Here is a 15,164-nt window from a genome sequence, read left to right as displayed (position 1 = left end):
GGCAGGCCCTATAAATTGCTCTATTATTTCAACGACTTCGTTCTGGATACCGACCGCCGCGAGCTGCGCCGGGACGATGGCCTCGTCGCCGTCGAGCCGCAGGTGTTCGATCTGTTGGAATTCCTGATCCGTTCACGCGAGCGTGTCGTCAGCCGCGACGACCTGCTAGCCGCCGTCTGGCACGGACGGATCGTCTCGGAGGCGACGCTGAGTAGCCGGCTGAACGCCGCACGCGCGGCGATCGGCGACAATGGCGATGAGCAGCGGCTGATCCGCACGCTCCCCCGCAAGGGCATTCGTTTCGTCGGCGAGGTCCGCGAGCAAGCCGCCGACGAGAGCACGAGCCTGCCGGTTGCCGCCTTCGAAGGCCCGTCGATCGCGGTGCTCCCGTTCACCAATATGAGCGGCGATCCCGAACAGGAGTATTTTGCCGACGGGGTCGCCGAGGACATCATCACGGCGCTGTCGCGCTGCAGCGGACTATCCGTGATCGCGAGAAACTCCTCCTTCACCTACAAGGGCAAGGCGGTCGATATCCGCCAGGTCGGCCGCGAGCTCGGCGTCGGCTACGTGCTGGAAGGCAGCGTTCGCCGCGGTGGCGATCGGTTGCGGATCACGGGCCAGCTCATCGATGCGAATTCGGCCGTCCATCTCTGGGCCGACCGCTTCGACGGCGACGCCAGCGAAGTGTTCGACCTGCAGGACCGCATCACCGAAAGCGTGGTGGCCGCGATCGAGCCGACGCTGCATCTCGCCGAAGCGGAGCGCCGCAGGTCCTCTCCCCCAAGCCAGCTCGACGCCTACGATCTGCTGCTGCGTGCCTACAGTCTGCGTTATGAGTTCACCGCTGACAGCATTGCGGCGGCGATCGATTGCCTCGACCAGGCGCTCGCGATCGATTCCGCCTACGCGCCGGCAATGGCGGCATCCGCCTATTGCCATGCGCTGCGCCATTTCCAGGGCTGGATCGGGCCGGACGAGCAATATCGCAGCAAGGCCGTCACGCTGGCCTGGCGCGCGGTCGAGCTGGCGCCGAACGATGCGCAGGTGTTGTGGATGGCCGCGTTCGCAATCTGGAACATGGCCGACGAAATTGAACCGGCGCGCGAATTGTTCGGCCGCTCGCTCGCGATCAACCCGAATTCCGCGATGGCGCTCACGCTCGGCGGCTGGATCGAGGCGATGCGCGGCAATCAGGGCGCCGGCCGCGCCATGATCGAGCGGGCGCAGCGGCTCAATCCCCGCGACCCGCGCGGCTGGTTCGCCTCCGGAGCGCTCGCGATCTGCGCAGTGCTGGACGAGAATTTCCCCGAAGCGATTACCTGGGCGGAAAAAGCGCTGGCGCAGAACCGCCGCTTTGCGGTGGCGCTGCGCGTCCTCACCGTGGCGCTGGTGAAGACCGGCGAGCGCGACCGCGCAGCGCAGGTCGCTCGGGAATTGCTGAAGGTCGAACCGGAATTTTCGATCGCGGGATTCCTGTCGCGAATCCCCTTCCCGGTCGAGCCCATGGCGCAAACCTATGCCGAGGCGCTACGGGCGGCTGGCGTACCGGAATGATGCGTCTTCGCTGACTCCTCAAGCCCTCTTTGGTTTCTTAGAGAGGTTCAGCGCCACGGCGGCGCGAATGAGCGCCTTCAACGCCGCTTCGTTGATCTTGTCGCCCTCATGGATGTCGATCGCACGCCTGGTGTTGCCTTCGAGGCTGGAGTTGAAGAGGCCTGAAGGGTCCTCCAATGACGCGCCCTTGGCGAAGGTCATCTTGACGACGCTCTTATAGGTCTCGCCGGTGCAGATGATCCCACCATGCTCCCATACCGGAACGCCTCTCCACTTCCACTCTTCGACCACTTCGGGATCGGCCTGCTTGATGAGATTGCGGACTCGAGCAAGCGTCTCGCCCCGCCAATCGCCCAGATCCTTGATTCTCGCATCGATCAGTTGAGAGGGCGAGCCTCCTTCTTTCGAGCCATTCTTGCTCTTGACCGTCGTGGTTGTCGCCTTCTTCACGGGAGTTTTTCTCGCCATCGCATTCACCTGCAGACGTCAATCCGTCCGCGCCAACACCTGCTCCAGATTCGCAAAGAACTGCTGCCACCCGGCGTGGGCGCCGCCGTAGGCCTGCTTCTGATCGAGACGGAAGCCCGACTGCTCCATACGCAGATGAGTGCCCGTGCTCGTTGGCGTGAGGGTAAAGGTCACCACGCTCTTCAGGTTGAAGGCGGCATCGTCGTGCACAAAATTCCAGGTGTAGGACAGCGCCTTGTTCGGCTCGATCGCGAGGACCTCGCAGTCGAGCACGCCGCCCCACTCGCCGCGAAGATTGAAACGGTGACCCACGACTGCCTTGAAGTCGTTCTTCATCAGCCATTCCTCGATCAGATGCGGTTGCGTGAGCGCGCGCCAGATCTTTTCCGGCGGATGAGGTATCTCGCGTTCGACAATGACGGAGCGCGTTTCGGTCGCAATGTTGGTCATTGGTCCATCCTTTTGAGCAGATCTTCGAGGTGGTCGAACCGGCTTTGCCAGAAGCCGGCCATCTGGCTGGTCCAGTCGATCAGCGGGGCTAACGCGCCGAGCTGCGCGCTGTAGTGCGTCTGGCGGCCTTCGTGGCGGTCGCGCACGAGTCCCGCATGCTTCAGAACGACAAGGTGCTTCGAGACGGCCGGTTGCGAGACCCCGGCCAGAGCCGTCAGAGCCCCGACCGTCTGCTCTCCTTCGCGGCACAATCGCTCAAAGATGGCCCGCCGGGTCGGATCGGCGAGCGCCCTGAAGAGCTCATCGTGCGCGTTTGGCATTTGGGATCGATAACCCGTTGGCTATTGATCGATCTATAACCGGCGAGATATGCGTCAGTCAAGCGGGCACGTGGAGCGGCGCCCGCCGGCCATAGCAAGCGTGCCACACGCTTTTTGCTATACCCAGCTGGTTATGCATTATGGCGTCGCTACGAGCCGCCGCCCGGCTCGAGCGCCTCGCCGAGTTCGAGGGGGTTTGCCATGGTCTCGTGCAGCTTCGCCTTGTCGAGCTCGCCCTCCGAGAGACTGATGACGACGCAGGCGACGCCGTTGCCGATCAAATTGGTGAGCGCGCGGCACTCGCTCATGAACTTGTCGATGCCGACGAGGATGGCGAGCGACTGGATCGGGATGTCAGGCACGATGGACAAGGTTGCCGCCAGCGTGATGAAGCCCGCCCCGGTGACGCCGGACGCCCCCTTTGAGGTGATCATGGCGATGCCCAGAATGCCGAGTTCCTGCCAGATGGTCAGAGGCGTGTTGGTCGCCTGTGCCAGGAACAGCGTCGCCAGCGTCATGTAGATGTTGGTGCCGTCGAGATTGAAGCTGTAGCCGGTCGGGATGACGAGGCCGACCACCGGGCGCGAGGCACCGAGATGCTCCATCTTCTGGATCATCTGCGGCAACACCGTCTCCGACGATGAGGTGCCGAGCACGATCAACAGCTCGTCCTTGATGTAGCCGATGAAGCGGATGATCGAGAATCCCGAGAGCCGCGCGATCGAGCCGAGCACGATCAGGACGAACAGCGCGCTGGTCAAATAGAAGGTGCCGATCAGCGCCACCAGATTCCAGAGCGAGCCCAGCCCGTAGGCGCCGACGGTGAACGCCATCGCACCGAACGCGCCGAGCGGCGCGACGCGCACGATGATGCGGATCACACCGAAGAACACTTTGGCGGCCTGGTCGATCGCATACGCGATCGGCTCGCCGGCCTTGCCCATGAAGGCGATGGCAAAGCCTGATAGAATCGAGATCAACAGCACCTGCAGGAGGTCGCCGCGCGCCAGCGCGCCGAAGAAGCTGTCGGGAATGATCGCCATCAGATGGGCAACGATCCCCTCCTCTTTCGCCTTGGTCACGTAGGTCGCGACCGATTTGGCATCGATTGAGGACGGATCGATGTTGAAGCCGCTCCCGGGCTGCAGGGTCCTGCCGACGATGAGGCCGACCGCCAGCGCCACGGTCGAGACCGTCTCGAAATAGATCAGAGCCTTCAGGCCGACGCGACCGACGCGCTTGAGGTCCCCCATCGAGGAGATGCCGTGCACGACGGTGCAGAAGATCACCGGCGCAATCATCATCTTGATCAGCGCGATGAAGCCGTCACCGAGCGGCTTCATCTCCTTGCCGAGCGAGGGATAGAAATGGCCGAGCAGGATGCCAAGCGCGATCGCGATCAGGACCTGGATGTAGAGGACCTTGTACCAGGGATGGTGATGGGCGGCGGGGCGGATCGCTTCTGCTGTCATGATAGCTCTGCCGGATGGAGGGATCAGGATGGCGCCATCATGGAATGAGGTAGCGCCGCGAACAATGCACGTTCCTGTTCATGCTGCTTTGCGGAATAATCGACCCTAACCTCGCTAGCCTAGCACGTTGCGCGAGCACAATCTTTCGAGAAAACCCGAAAGGCCGCGACGGCACTGCTGCCAGACCCTCATCCCGAGGAGCGCGCCTTCGTGCCGTCTCGAAGGATGAGGCCCCGCCGGTGGCCTCGGCCTTCGAGACGGCTGCGGAGCAGCCTCCTCAGGCTGAGGGATAGATGTGATCGCGCGCCTTCTCCGTCGTCATTGAGAGCGCCGCGGAGCAATCCACCCTCCACGCGCGGACGTCGCGACATCGACCTCATAGACGTCCGCGATCGCCCCTGTCGTGCTCCCGCTGGGCCAGAAAGCCAACGGTCGAACGCTCGAAAGCATCTCGCATTGATCGAACGCATCGCGGCCACGATGGCCACACCGACGCCCGATTGACCCTCTTCGTCACGCGTGAAATATCGTCGTGACGAGCAAAGGGAGAATCACGGCAGATGGCCGCGGACAGGCGAACCCCACGAGCCCGCACCAGCAAGACTGCCAGCTCCAGGAAGAGCGAGCCAGACTCGCGCGACGTGCCGCGTAGCGTCGACCTCGAACGCGACGAGCGCGATCAGGCGACGTTGACCGACCGCGCCTATCGGCAACTCGAGGAACTGATCGTTACCCTTGCCTTGCCGCCCGAGACCATCCTGTCGGAACAGTCGCTGGCGGCGAAACTGGGCATCGGCCGCACCCCGATCCGGGAGGCGCTGCAGCGGCTGGCCCGCGACGGCCTCGTCGTCATCCTGCCGCGACGGGGCATCCTGGTGTCGCAGATCAACCTCAGGACTCAGATGCGTCTGCTGGAGGTACGCCGCGAGCTCGAGCGGCTGATGGCGCGCGGCGCTGCCGAGCGCGCAACGCCGGAGGAAATCGCTCAGTTTACGACCATTGCCGGGGACATGCGTCGCGCCTCGGATGAGGCCGACGACATGACCTTCATGCGGCTCGATCGCGCCTTCAACGAGCTGGTCAGCCAGGCCGCGAGAAACGAGTTCGCCTCCCGCGCCATGGGCCTGATGCACGGCCTGTCCCGCCGCTTCTGGTACCAGCACTACCGGGAAGTCGGCGACCTGCCGCTGTCGGCGCGCCTGCACGCCGACGTCGCCGAGCGGATCGCCGCACGCGATCCGGAAGCCGCAGCGAAAGCGTCCGATCGCCTGCTCGACTACATCGAAAGCTTCACCCGCAAGACCATCGAGACGTGATCCAGAGCGTTTTCGAGCGAAGTGGATACCGGTTCGCGTGAAGAAAACGCGTCAAAAAATCTAGAGCAGCACGACGCTGCGGATCGCAGCGCCGCGTCGCAGCGCCTCGAAACCCGCGTTGACATCTTCGAGCGAGATGCGCGCGGTGATCAACTGATCCAGCTTGAGGCGGCCGTCGAGTGCGGCCTGCGCCAGCATCGGAAAGTCGCGCGGCGGCCGCGCGCCGCCATAGCTCGAGCGCCGGATGCGCTTTTCCTGCATCAAGGAACCCCATCGAAACGCGACGTCCTGCGCGACATCGATCTTGCCGAGCCAGATGACCTCGCCGCCCGGCCGCACCGCCTCACTCGTCATCCGAAATGCACGCGCACTGCCGGCCGACTCCAGAACGACGTCGACGCCGCGGCCATCGGTCAATTGACGCGAGAGATCGATCACGTCCTCTTTGGCGGCGTTGATCGCGTGCGTTGCCCCAAGCTGCTTGGCCAGATCGAGTTTGTTGTCGTCGAGATCGACGGCAATGACGATGCCGGCGCCGGCCATACGCGCGCCTTGCACGGCCGCAAGGCCGACCGCGCCGCATCCGATCACCATCACGCTGTCGCCGTAGTGGATGGACGCGACATTGAGCGTGGCGCCCACGCCGGTCATGACGCCGCAACCGATCAGGCAGGCTTGATCGAAGGCAAGCTCCTTCGGCACCACGATCGCCTGTTGCGCCGGCACGATGCAGTATTCAGCGAGCGCGCCGAGATACATCAAATGCTTGAGCTCACGCCCGTCGCCCAGCCTGGCGCGACTGCGTCCGTCGAATTGCACCGCGAGCGGCGCCTGTCCCAGGTAGGATTCGCAGAGGATCGGCAGGTCGCGATCGCAATAGAAGCAATGCCCGCAATGCGGATTCCAGGAGAGGACGACGTGGTCGCCGACCGCGACGCCGCGCGCATTCGGCCCGACCTGCTCGACGACGCCGGACGCTTCATGACCGAGCAGCATCGGCATCGGATTGCGCAGGCTGCCTTCGATTACTTCGAGATCTGTATGGCAAAGCCCCACCGCCTTGACGCGGACGAGCACGTCCTCGGCCGCGAGTTCGCCCGCCTCGACCGTCTCGATGACGAGCGGCGATTTCGGCGCGTGCAGCACCGCCGCCGTGTATTTGAGCCCCACTTCCAGATCTCCCGCCCCGCCCTGTTTCAGGATGCGGCCCGAAAAGCACCACTGTTTTTCCGCAGCGCCGCCAGCGCCGCGTCGATATCGGCGGAACTCATTTCCCACTCGTTGCCGAAATTGGCAACCACCGCCTTCATGAACGGCTCGACCAGCGATTTTGCCGTGGCGTCATCGTTCAAGTGCTCGGCCAGGATCGCCAGCGCCAGTTGTCGCGGCTCCTCCCCCTCGTAGCTCCATTCAAAACCGTTCGCGGTGTAGCGGTGCAGATCAAGCCTCTGATCGAGCGGCCGGCCATCCACCGTGACCACGACTCCGTCGATGGTGCGGTCTCCGCAAAATCTTTTCATGCGTGGTTCCTCCCCGACATCTCAAGGCGTTACTCGCCATCTTGCAGTATTGATAGATTAGTGATATATCACACGCAAATTCAAATGTCATCCAAGTTCGACATCGGGAGGTCGGCCATGGAACTCGCATCAACCGCCATGTCGGATCGGCAGCGCCGCTACCGTGAAACTTACCGCGAGCGGGTCGCCGGCTGGTACAATGGCTGGCTGCACGTCTTCATCATCTACGTGATCGGCTTCACCGCGCTCTACATCTACCTCGCCAATGTCCGCGACCTGCGCGCATGGGAATTGCTGATCGTCCCCGTGACTTTCCTGGGCGCGAATTTCTTCGAGTGGTGGATCCACCGCTACGTGATGCACCGCCCCTCGCAGATCAAGGCGTTCCGCGCGATCTATAACCGCCACACCTTGATGCATCACCAGTTCTTCACCGATCAGGAGATGCGCTTCGCCGACCATCATGATTGGCGCGTGACCTTCTTCCCGCCTTACGCCCTCGCGACCTTCACCCTGATGTCGATCCCGCTCGCGATTGTCGCCGGCTATCTCATCTCGGCCAATGTCGGATGGCTCCTGATCGCGACGACGACGTCGATGTACCTGATCTATGAGTTCATGCATTTCTGCTGCCATGTCGAGGAGAACTGGTTCGTCCGCAACGTGCCGATGGTGAACACCATCCGCCGTCATCACACCGCCCATCACGACCAATCGATCATGATGGAGCGTAACATGAACCTCACCTTCCCGATCATGGACTGGCTGTTCGGCACGTCCGATCTCGATCGCGGCCTGCTCGGTCATCTCTTCAACGGCTACGAGACGCGCTTCGTCAAGCGCAACATGCGCAAGACCGCGCGTACCCCGCGGATCGATCCGGCCGTAAGCTCCGTGCCGGCGGAGTGACCACCATGGCCGGCATCGAGCCGAATGGCCTCGCGCTGGTGCTGTTCGCGGCAGCCTTCGCAGCCTGCTGCCTCAGCTTCTTCACGCTGGTCGGCATGTTTCCGCCAAGCGCCAGGCCGCAATCGATCGCGGGCGCCGCCGGCGGGGTGCTCGTGCTCGCCAATCTCGCGTTACTCGTGATCCTGCTCGCGGGTGTGATCTTGTTCGCACACGAGATGCTGCGCTGGACCTCCGTCGTGGTGTTCGGCGGCCTGATCTTCCTGTTCATTCCCGCGGTGTTTCAGGTCATTCCGGGTGCGTGGCGCGACAGCCGCAGCGGGCTCGCCGTCCTTGGCCTGGTCCAGATCGCCGCGCTCGCGCTGATGCTCTCCCCGCTGCAGGGGTTTACCGCCTCATAGAGGAGTGTGCCGATGCCCTTCCCGATCAAGACAGCCCTATCGATCATCGTGCTGCTCGTCGCTTGCGCTGCCTATTTCTACCAGGACTCGATCGGGCAGCATGGTCCGAAGATCGCGATCATGGTGCTCGCGCCATTCATGGTGATCGCGATGTGGATCTTCCCGGAAGTTACGCGGAAGTGAAGCGCTTGGTTTCTCAGTAGTTGATCTCCATCCGCAAGCCGCGAACGTCGATCTCATCGCCGCCGAGCCGCGCGTTGCTGTCGCGGGCCGCCGCCGCGCAGGCACAGGCATCGATCAGATCGTCGCGTCCGATCCCGGTGCCGCTACGTTGCGCCAGCCAACTTGAAAGCTTGACGAAGCCCCGCTCGGCCAACAGTTTCAAGCGCTGCTCGCGGCCTCGCTCCGACTTCTTACCTTCGAGGCGGTTCTGCTTGCTGAAATTTCGGAAGATCAGCTCCGGATGTGCCTCGCCGATGGTCGCCTGACGCTCCGGCGTAATGAAATCGTCGACCTCCCTGATCTTGTCCCTGATGTTCCAGAGCTGGCAGGACACGCCCATGCCCGGGCCCTCGTGCTGCCAATAGTAGCGGTTCGCCGAAGCTTGGTCGGAAAACTCCCAAAGATTGCGCCGCGCGCCGAGAAACACCAAAGCGCCGACCAGTTCGCGGGCACGCAAATCGCAAGTCCGGTGCCCCTTCATCGTCAGGCCGATCGGCATGTCGATCATGGCGCGCTTGTGCGCGGCCGCAAGAAGCCGATCCAGGCGCGGCGAATAATCGAAGCCGTGGTCGCCCTGATCGTCGATCCAGGCCGCCACCCAGCCGCCACGAAATCCATCGAGACCGAGATAGCAGGACACGTCCGCTCCTTGTTTGTTGCGGTTACATTCTACGATGCAACTCTTGATCTTCAATACCAGCATATGCAGCTAATGTAATTGCGAGCATCTGCAGACGATCGCCGCGGCGGACGCGACGAAGTCGCATCGGATAACAGGAGACGGACATGCCCCTCGTTCGCATCGATCTTCGCAAGGGCAAGGACGCGGCGTTCCGGCAGGAAATTGGCCGCATCGTATATGACGCACTCATCAGTGTCGGCGTGCCGGAGAAAGACCGGTTCCAGCTCCTCAACGAGCATGACGCAGATGGCTTCCTGTTCGATCCCGATTATCTCGGCATCCACCGCACCAACGATCTCGTGATCATCCAGATCACCTGGAACGAAGGCCGTACCACCGCGCAGAAGCAGGCGCTCTACAAGGCGATCGCCGACGGCCTGCACACCACGCTCGGGCTACGCCGTGAAGACATCTTCATCAACCTCGTCGAGGTCAAGAAGGAAAACTGGTCGTTCGGCAACGGCATCGCTCAATACGCGAGCTGACGCGACCGCGTCGTCGTCAGACAGTCTTTCCTGTTCGGCCTTGCACCCGTCCCGTTTCGCTATTCCTCGAACAGCGCACGCACGTCCTCTTCGGTGAGTGCCGCGCCGATGCGTCCCTCGCGATCGAACAGGCTGTCGGCCAAGGCGCGCTTCCGCGCCTTGAGCTCGTCCATCTTCTCCTCGATCGTACCCGATGCCACCAGCCGATAGATGAAAACTGGCTTGTCCTGGCCGATACGATGAGCGCGATCGATCGCCTGTTCCTCGACCGCCGGATTCCACCAGGGATCGAAGATGACCACCGTATCGGCCGCCGTCAGGTTGAGCCCGACGCCTCCGGCCTTCAGGCTGATGAGGAAGACATCGCTGTTGCCGTCCTGGAACGCTTCGATCGCGCGCTTGCGATTGGTCGTTTGTCCGGTCAGGACGCTGTAGCGGATAGCTTCAGCATCGAACCTGCCCCTGATCAGGTCGATCATCGAGGTGAACTGCGAGAAGACGATGATCTTCCGGCCCTCGCTCAGGAGTTCGATAACCATTTCCATCAGCCGCTCAAGCTTGGCCGATGGGCGCTTGGCGCGATCGTCGAGCTTCAGCAGCGCCGGATCGCAGCAGGCCTGGCGCAGCCTGAGCAGCGCTTCGAGAACGATGATGTGGCTCTTGGCCAGGCCGCGCTCCTGGATCGCCTTACGGACCTTGTCCGACATCGACAGGCGAATGGAATCGTAGAGGTCACGCTGACTGCCTTCCAATGCGATGCGCTCGACGATCTCGCTCTTGGCCGGCAATTCCTTAACCACCTCCGCCTTGGTCCGGCGCAAGAGAAATGGTTTCACGCGCTGCGCCAGCGCTGCTGCGCGTCGCGTATCCGTGCGCTTCTCGATCGGGATGCGCCAGCGCCGGCTGAAATCCGCCTTGTCGCCAAGATATCCCGGATTGGCAAAGCTCATGATGGACCAGAGCTCGCCGAGATGATTTTCCACCGGCGTCCCGGTCAGGCAGAAGCGATGCCGCGCTTTGACGCCGCGCAACCAGCGGGTGGTCGCGGCATTGGGATTCTTGATCGTCTGCGCCTCGTCCAACACGGCCATGTGCCAATCGCGAGACAACAGGACTTCGTGATCCCGCGCAATCAGCGGATAGGTAGTCAGGACAAGATCATGGTCCGCAATGGCGGCGAAGCTCTGCTTGCGATCCGAACCGTGAAGCACGAGCACCCTCAAATCCGGCGCGAACTTCTGCGCTTCGTTGAACCAGTTCGTCATCAGGCTGGTCGGCGCAACGACAAGGGCGGGCTCGCTGAGATGACCGCGCGCCTTCTCCAGCGACAACAGCGCCAGTATCTGGACGGTCTTGCCGAGCCCCATGTCGTCGGCCAGCACACCGCCAAGACCGCTCTCGCGCAGCAAGTCGAGCCAGCCCAACCCCTGCGCCTGGTACGTCCGCAGTTCAGCGCGAAAATTTGCGGGCAACGGCGGATTCGACAATTCGCGATCCCGAAGCAGATTGGCGAGGCGCCGAAGACTGTCGGCGCCGCGGAAAGCAAATTCGCCATTTTCAAGCGCCAGCAGCGGCACGACATCCGCGCGCGAGAGCCTGATCTTTCCGGATGTGTCACCGAAAAGCCCGCTCAAACTGAGGCTATGAAGCGCAAGCACGAGCGGCAGGAAGCGATCTGCCGCGAGTGACAGGTGGCGGCCGTCGGCAAGCGGAAGATAGAAGTGGTCCCCTGCCTCGGCGAGTTGCTTGATCCGATCGGGCGTGAAATTCGGTGTCGCAACCAGGGCGGCCAGGACCGGCGCCAGATCGCGTCGCTCGCCGTCGATTTCGACGCCGAGCGCCAACTCGAACCAGTCGATACCGCTGGATTCCAATTCGGCATCGAAGACGCCCTGCGACTGCACCAGCCGATACGGAAAATCATCATCGACCAGCACATCGAAGCCTTCCGCGCGCAATTCGGAAACGCCGAACTCGAGAAAATCGAGCCAGGCGTGAGGCTCCCCGAACGTCAGATCGTCGACATGACCGGCATCGAGAAACGGGTGGATCAATTTCGCTTCGCGGAAATCGAACTCTGACAGCCGCTTGCGCGTGCCTTTCTCCTTCGACCGCCGCCGTGTGATCGTGTAGACCTCGCCGGCCTGAAATGCTTCGAGCGGATTTTCCCTTTCCCTGGGCTCGATCTCGATCGGGCCGTAGCGGAAACTGAGATGGGCAACCGCGGTCCGTTCGGGCCTGTCGTGGAAAAAGTGGGCACTTGGGCCCTCGCGTCCCCGCTTAAGCCGCAGGATCGGAATCGGATCGTCGTCGATCTTCACCGCCGCTGCCGCCGTTCCCGGCAACAGGCCACGATGAAGCTGCGGCAATCTCTCGCCGAGGCGGCGCGCCACTTCCGCAACTTGCGCGCGCGGGATGACGGGCGCCGACAAGAGCTGATAGGAAAGTCGAGGCGGCAGGGCCAGTTGGACCGGGCCGATCACGCCTGCGGCCTCATCTATATAAACCGGCGGCTCGGCGTTGAGGGCCGTCGCTCCCGGCACGGTCAGTTGCGGGGAAACTCCTTGCTTGCTGGCCTGCTGCCAATCGATGCGCCCCTCGCGCGCCTCGCCCCACTGTAGCGGCCGCCCCTTGTGATCGCGCCAGAACGCACGTCCGGTCGCGATGATTTGCTGCAGGAGCGCGAGGGATTGCAACCGAGGTGGGTGATAGTACGCCCATCGCTCTCTCGTGAGCCGCATCAGAATGTCGATGTCGGTATCGCGAAAATACTTCGGTGCACGTTCGGCCGAGAAACCGGAAATGTTCGGACGCGTGGGACTGCTCCCGAACGTCCCGTCCTTGCGCATCTGGACCGAGAGTAGCGACACTCCCAGCAACGGCATTTGCGTGCCCGCTTGAGCAGGCTGCAGGCAGTAGAGCAACCGATGCGTCACATCGACGGGATAATCGTCGCCGCGCATGGCGGCGCCGATACTGTCGAGCCATGCGGTGACATCGTAAGGCAGAATCGGCACGGAGCGGACGGGCGTCTTGCCGATGTCCGTTTTCTGCTCGGACGGCAATGCACCGCTCAGCGCCTGGAGCATCGTCGCCACGACATGCTTGCAATTGGCTCCGATCGGACAACTGCACGTGCCGTCGAGGTCGATTAGACGCCCATGGTCGAATTCGAGCTCGATGTCGACACGACAAGGGCTGGGCTCACCTCCACGTACCTTGCTGCGAATGCGCGTGAGGTCGTCGCTGATTTCCAATCCCGTGACGCGCCCTTGGGCCTGATAGACGTAGCCCTTCTCAAATGCAGAACGGCTGAAGAAGCTGTAGATGTCCTTGGTCTTCACGACATCCGGGAGCACCTGACCGAAATCCTCGACTACAGACATTTGCTATGATCCGGCAATAACGGGCGGGATCCGTGACTTTTCGCAATCACGCCCGCCCGAACAGCTTGGTCATAGTAATGCGCCGAAGTCGTGGTGCAAATTTGCCTGGCGCGGCCGAGCCCCACCGCGCCAATTCATTGCGAAGGTCCGGTTCTTTTCAACAGAAATTTTGGTGAGTCGAGACTTGCTTGGAAAGGAGTACCATCGCGGTCGGTTCCCGCCTCTCGCCCCCTGTCGTGGGTAGCCGTGCCTTTCTCACGCCGTTCTCTGAACTGCGCTCAAGGTCGCAGCGGCGGAGGCATCCGCTTCCATCGCCGAGATCTTGCCGGTGTTGAAATCGACGACGAACGTCACGATACTGGATTTCACGGCCGCCGTGGCCTGCACCGCGCTTCCGCTCGCATTCTGCGCCGCGGTTGCCGACACGGCGGCGCTGTTCATGGCGAAGGTGAATATCTGGCGGTTGCCGACCTTCGCGCTCGATACCATCGTGTATTGTTTTCCCGCGCCGCCGCTGCCAACTCCGGCGGAGCCGCCGAACAGCGTCGACGATGCGCTGGAGCCATCGGGGCCGTAAATCTGGACGTCGCTGTTGTTGGTCAGCGCGTTGCCCGTGGCGGTGACGTGGAAGCCATTGAAGGAGAGCGTCTCCGAGAAGCTGCGCTTCGGGAGAATCGTCCCGGACGGCGGCGTGTCGCCATTCGCGTCAGTCGAGGCCGCATTGGGGTTGCCGGCAGTCACCTTCACTTCGGTGGTGCTGGTCAGCGAAATCCCTGCGAGTTCTTCGAAGCTGACTGGCTTGCCGCCTGAAGAGGACGGTTGTGCCTTGTCGAACGAAGAATGCAGCGGCTGCGGCTTGCCCGCCGCTCTCAGCGATTGGACCAGGGCCGACAGCGTGTCGGCCGCGACCTGATCTATTTTTGACTGGGCCAAAACCTGCTTCGCGCGATCGGAGAGATCGACAATGTCGGCCGGATCGCCCGAGGACTTCGTGTCAGATGAGGCTGCGCTGTCCGGCTGAAGATCGTCTGTCACGGACGAGGCGGCATCAACGAGCAAGGATGCAACGGAGCCATAGGCCGATGAACTGGTCGCGCTGATCACACTCATCTCTTGCTACCCCTCCTGGGCGCGATGCCGTGTCATGGCGAAAGCAAGTCGACTGCCAAACGGCCATTGCGATCACGCGACAGCTTTACCCGCGCCGATGAAGGAACGGTTAACGAAACATGACTGGAGCGATAAACGCACCGACGTCGTCGCGCAGGCGCGAAGGACATGGCTACAGTCACACCACTTCGAGCGGCACGAATGGTCCATCGCGCAACCGCACGACAATGGCATCGTCCGGCCGCACCTCGCCGCCTTCAACGACAGTGCCCATCACGCCGCCCTTGCGAACGAGTTTGCCGTCGACGCGCGCGATGATCTCGCGCAGCATCCCCGGCTGAAACGTATCGATCTGCACGCAACAACTGCGCAAGCCGGTGATCTCGACGACCGCATCGCGCCCGATGTGCAGCCGCGTGCCCACGGGCAGCGCCATCAGGTCGATCCCGCACGTAGAGATGTTCTCGCCGAGGTCGCCGGGCTGCACGCCGAAGCCCTTGCTGGTCAGATCCTCGATGAGCTCGGCCTGGATGAGATGAACCTGCCGCAAGTTCGGTCGCCTCGGATCACGCGCCGCATCGAAGCGATGCTTGACCAGCGGCCCACAATGCGCGTCACCTTCGATGCCGAGCCCCTTGCGCAGCACGACGACGTCTTGCCGATGTTTGGTGAAGCTGTGCGTGCCGCTGAGGAAAACACCGAGCACGAAAGGCGTCTGAATTTCGGTCAAACCAGGCATGGCACAAACTCCCGTTGTGCTGACATGCGTTGGTTGACGTTAACGCCTACGCGGCAAGCTCGACGAGCAGACCGTCTGCTTGTTGTTTTTCACAGCGAAAACAGATTGGCAAGCCTAACTATGAGGCATG

General features: G+C 62.4%; 16 protein-coding genes. 6 read left to right on the top strand and 10 right to left on the bottom strand.

Translation table 11 applies throughout. The features are described 5' to 3' along the window. Positions 1-15: 15 nt before the first annotated feature. Positions 16-1,557, top strand: coding sequence for a winged helix-turn-helix domain-containing protein (locus tag YY7_RS0127530; RefSeq protein ID WP_028166018.1), 1,542 nt, complete (start codon positions 16-18; stop codon positions 1,555-1,557). 18 nt (positions 1,558-1,575) lie between these two features. Here the strand turns inward: YY7_RS0127530 and YY7_RS0127525 are convergent, their stop codons facing one another. The 4 genes from YY7_RS0127525 to YY7_RS0127510 form a co-directional block, all read right to left on the bottom strand. Further along, positions 1,576-2,007, bottom strand: a complete 432-nt coding sequence (locus YY7_RS0127525; RefSeq protein WP_028166017.1) for a DUF1801 domain-containing protein — start codon at positions 2,005-2,007, stop codon at positions 1,576-1,578. Between the two features lie 36 nt (positions 2,008-2,043). Then, entirely contained in the window at positions 2,044-2,475 is a 432-nt protein-coding gene (locus YY7_RS0127520) for an SRPBCC family protein (protein WP_028166016.1), read from the bottom strand. Continuing rightward, a complete protein-coding gene (locus tag YY7_RS0127515) occupies positions 2,472-2,795 on the bottom strand; it encodes an ArsR/SmtB family transcription factor (RefSeq protein ID WP_028166015.1) in 324 nt (107 codons plus the stop codon). Before YY7_RS0127515 ends, YY7_RS0127520 begins: the two co-directional genes overlap by 4 nt. A gap of 149 nt (positions 2,796-2,944) precedes the next feature. Beyond that, positions 2,945-4,267 carry a dicarboxylate/amino acid:cation symporter gene (locus YY7_RS0127510; protein ID WP_028166014.1) on the bottom strand — a complete coding sequence of 441 codons (1,323 nt, stop codon included), beginning with the start codon at positions 4,265-4,267 and terminating at the stop codon, positions 2,945-2,947. A gap of 560 nt (positions 4,268-4,827) precedes the next feature. Here YY7_RS0127510 and YY7_RS0127505 point away from each other — a divergent pair. Next, positions 4,828-5,583: a GntR family transcriptional regulator gene (locus YY7_RS0127505; protein WP_051396967.1), complete on the top strand. Its 756-nt coding sequence runs from the start codon at positions 4,828-4,830 to the stop codon at positions 5,581-5,583. Between the two features lie 60 nt (positions 5,584-5,643). Here the strand turns inward: YY7_RS0127505 and YY7_RS0127500 are convergent, their stop codons facing one another. Beyond that, positions 5,644-6,753 carry a Zn-dependent alcohol dehydrogenase gene (locus YY7_RS0127500; RefSeq protein WP_028166012.1) on the bottom strand — a complete coding sequence of 370 codons (1,110 nt, stop codon included), beginning with the start codon at positions 6,751-6,753 and terminating at the stop codon, positions 5,644-5,646. 26 nt (positions 6,754-6,779) lie between these two features. Continuing rightward, a complete protein-coding gene (locus YY7_RS0127495; RefSeq protein ID WP_028166011.1) occupies positions 6,780-7,103 on the bottom strand; it encodes a DUF6166 domain-containing protein in 324 nt (107 codons plus the stop codon). 117 nt (positions 7,104-7,220) lie between these two features. Between YY7_RS0127495 and YY7_RS0127490 the strand changes: the two genes are divergently transcribed. From YY7_RS0127490 to YY7_RS62075, 3 genes are read left to right on the top strand one after another with little or no spacing between them, the layout of a single operon-like run. Further along, on the top strand, positions 7,221-8,012 hold the full coding sequence (locus YY7_RS0127490) for a sterol desaturase family protein (protein WP_028166010.1): 792 nt from the start codon (positions 7,221-7,223) through the stop codon (positions 8,010-8,012). A 5-nt stretch (positions 8,013-8,017) separates the two neighbouring features. Next, a complete protein-coding gene (locus YY7_RS0127485; RefSeq protein ID WP_028166009.1) occupies positions 8,018-8,410 on the top strand; it encodes a hypothetical protein in 393 nt (130 codons plus the stop codon). Between the two features lie 12 nt (positions 8,411-8,422). Further along, complete coding sequence (locus tag YY7_RS62075; RefSeq protein WP_165421325.1) at positions 8,423-8,593, top strand: hypothetical protein; 171 nt, start codon at positions 8,423-8,425, stop codon at positions 8,591-8,593. Positions 8,594-8,606: 13 nt separating this feature from the next. Here the strand turns inward: YY7_RS62075 and YY7_RS0127475 are convergent, their stop codons facing one another. Continuing rightward, positions 8,607-9,272 (bottom strand): DUF429 domain-containing protein, encoded by a 666-nt coding sequence (locus tag YY7_RS0127475; RefSeq protein WP_028166008.1) that lies wholly within the window; start codon positions 9,270-9,272, stop codon positions 8,607-8,609. A gap of 146 nt (positions 9,273-9,418) precedes the next feature. On the opposite strand from YY7_RS0127475, the gene YY7_RS0127470 reads away from it, so the two are divergent. Next, a complete protein-coding gene (locus tag YY7_RS0127470) occupies positions 9,419-9,799 on the top strand; it encodes a tautomerase family protein (protein ID WP_028166007.1) in 381 nt (126 codons plus the stop codon). Positions 9,800-9,858: 59 nt separating this feature from the next. Here YY7_RS0127470 and YY7_RS0127465 read toward each other — a convergent pair whose 3' ends face one another. The 3 genes from YY7_RS0127465 to YY7_RS0127455 all read right to left on the bottom strand — a co-directional run bounded on the left by YY7_RS0127465 (position 9,859) and on the right by YY7_RS0127455 (position 15,034). Beyond that, on the bottom strand, positions 9,859-13,185 hold the full coding sequence (locus YY7_RS0127465; RefSeq protein WP_051396965.1) for a DEAD/DEAH box helicase: 3,327 nt from the start codon (positions 13,183-13,185) through the stop codon (positions 9,859-9,861). A 255-nt stretch (positions 13,186-13,440) separates the two neighbouring features. After that, a complete protein-coding gene (locus YY7_RS56855) occupies positions 13,441-14,295 on the bottom strand; it encodes a hypothetical protein (protein ID WP_051396964.1) in 855 nt (284 codons plus the stop codon). Between the two features lie 178 nt (positions 14,296-14,473). Continuing rightward, positions 14,474-15,034 carry an MOSC domain-containing protein gene (locus YY7_RS0127455; RefSeq protein WP_035691056.1) on the bottom strand — a complete coding sequence of 187 codons (561 nt, stop codon included), beginning with the start codon at positions 15,032-15,034 and terminating at the stop codon, positions 14,474-14,476. Positions 15,035-15,164: the final 130 nt, after the last annotated feature.

The organism is Bradyrhizobium elkanii WSM2783 (assembly GCF_000472865.1).
Lineage (GTDB): Bacteria > Pseudomonadota > Alphaproteobacteria > Rhizobiales > Xanthobacteraceae > Bradyrhizobium > Bradyrhizobium elkanii_A.
This window is presented reverse-complemented; position numbering and strand designations above follow the sequence as displayed.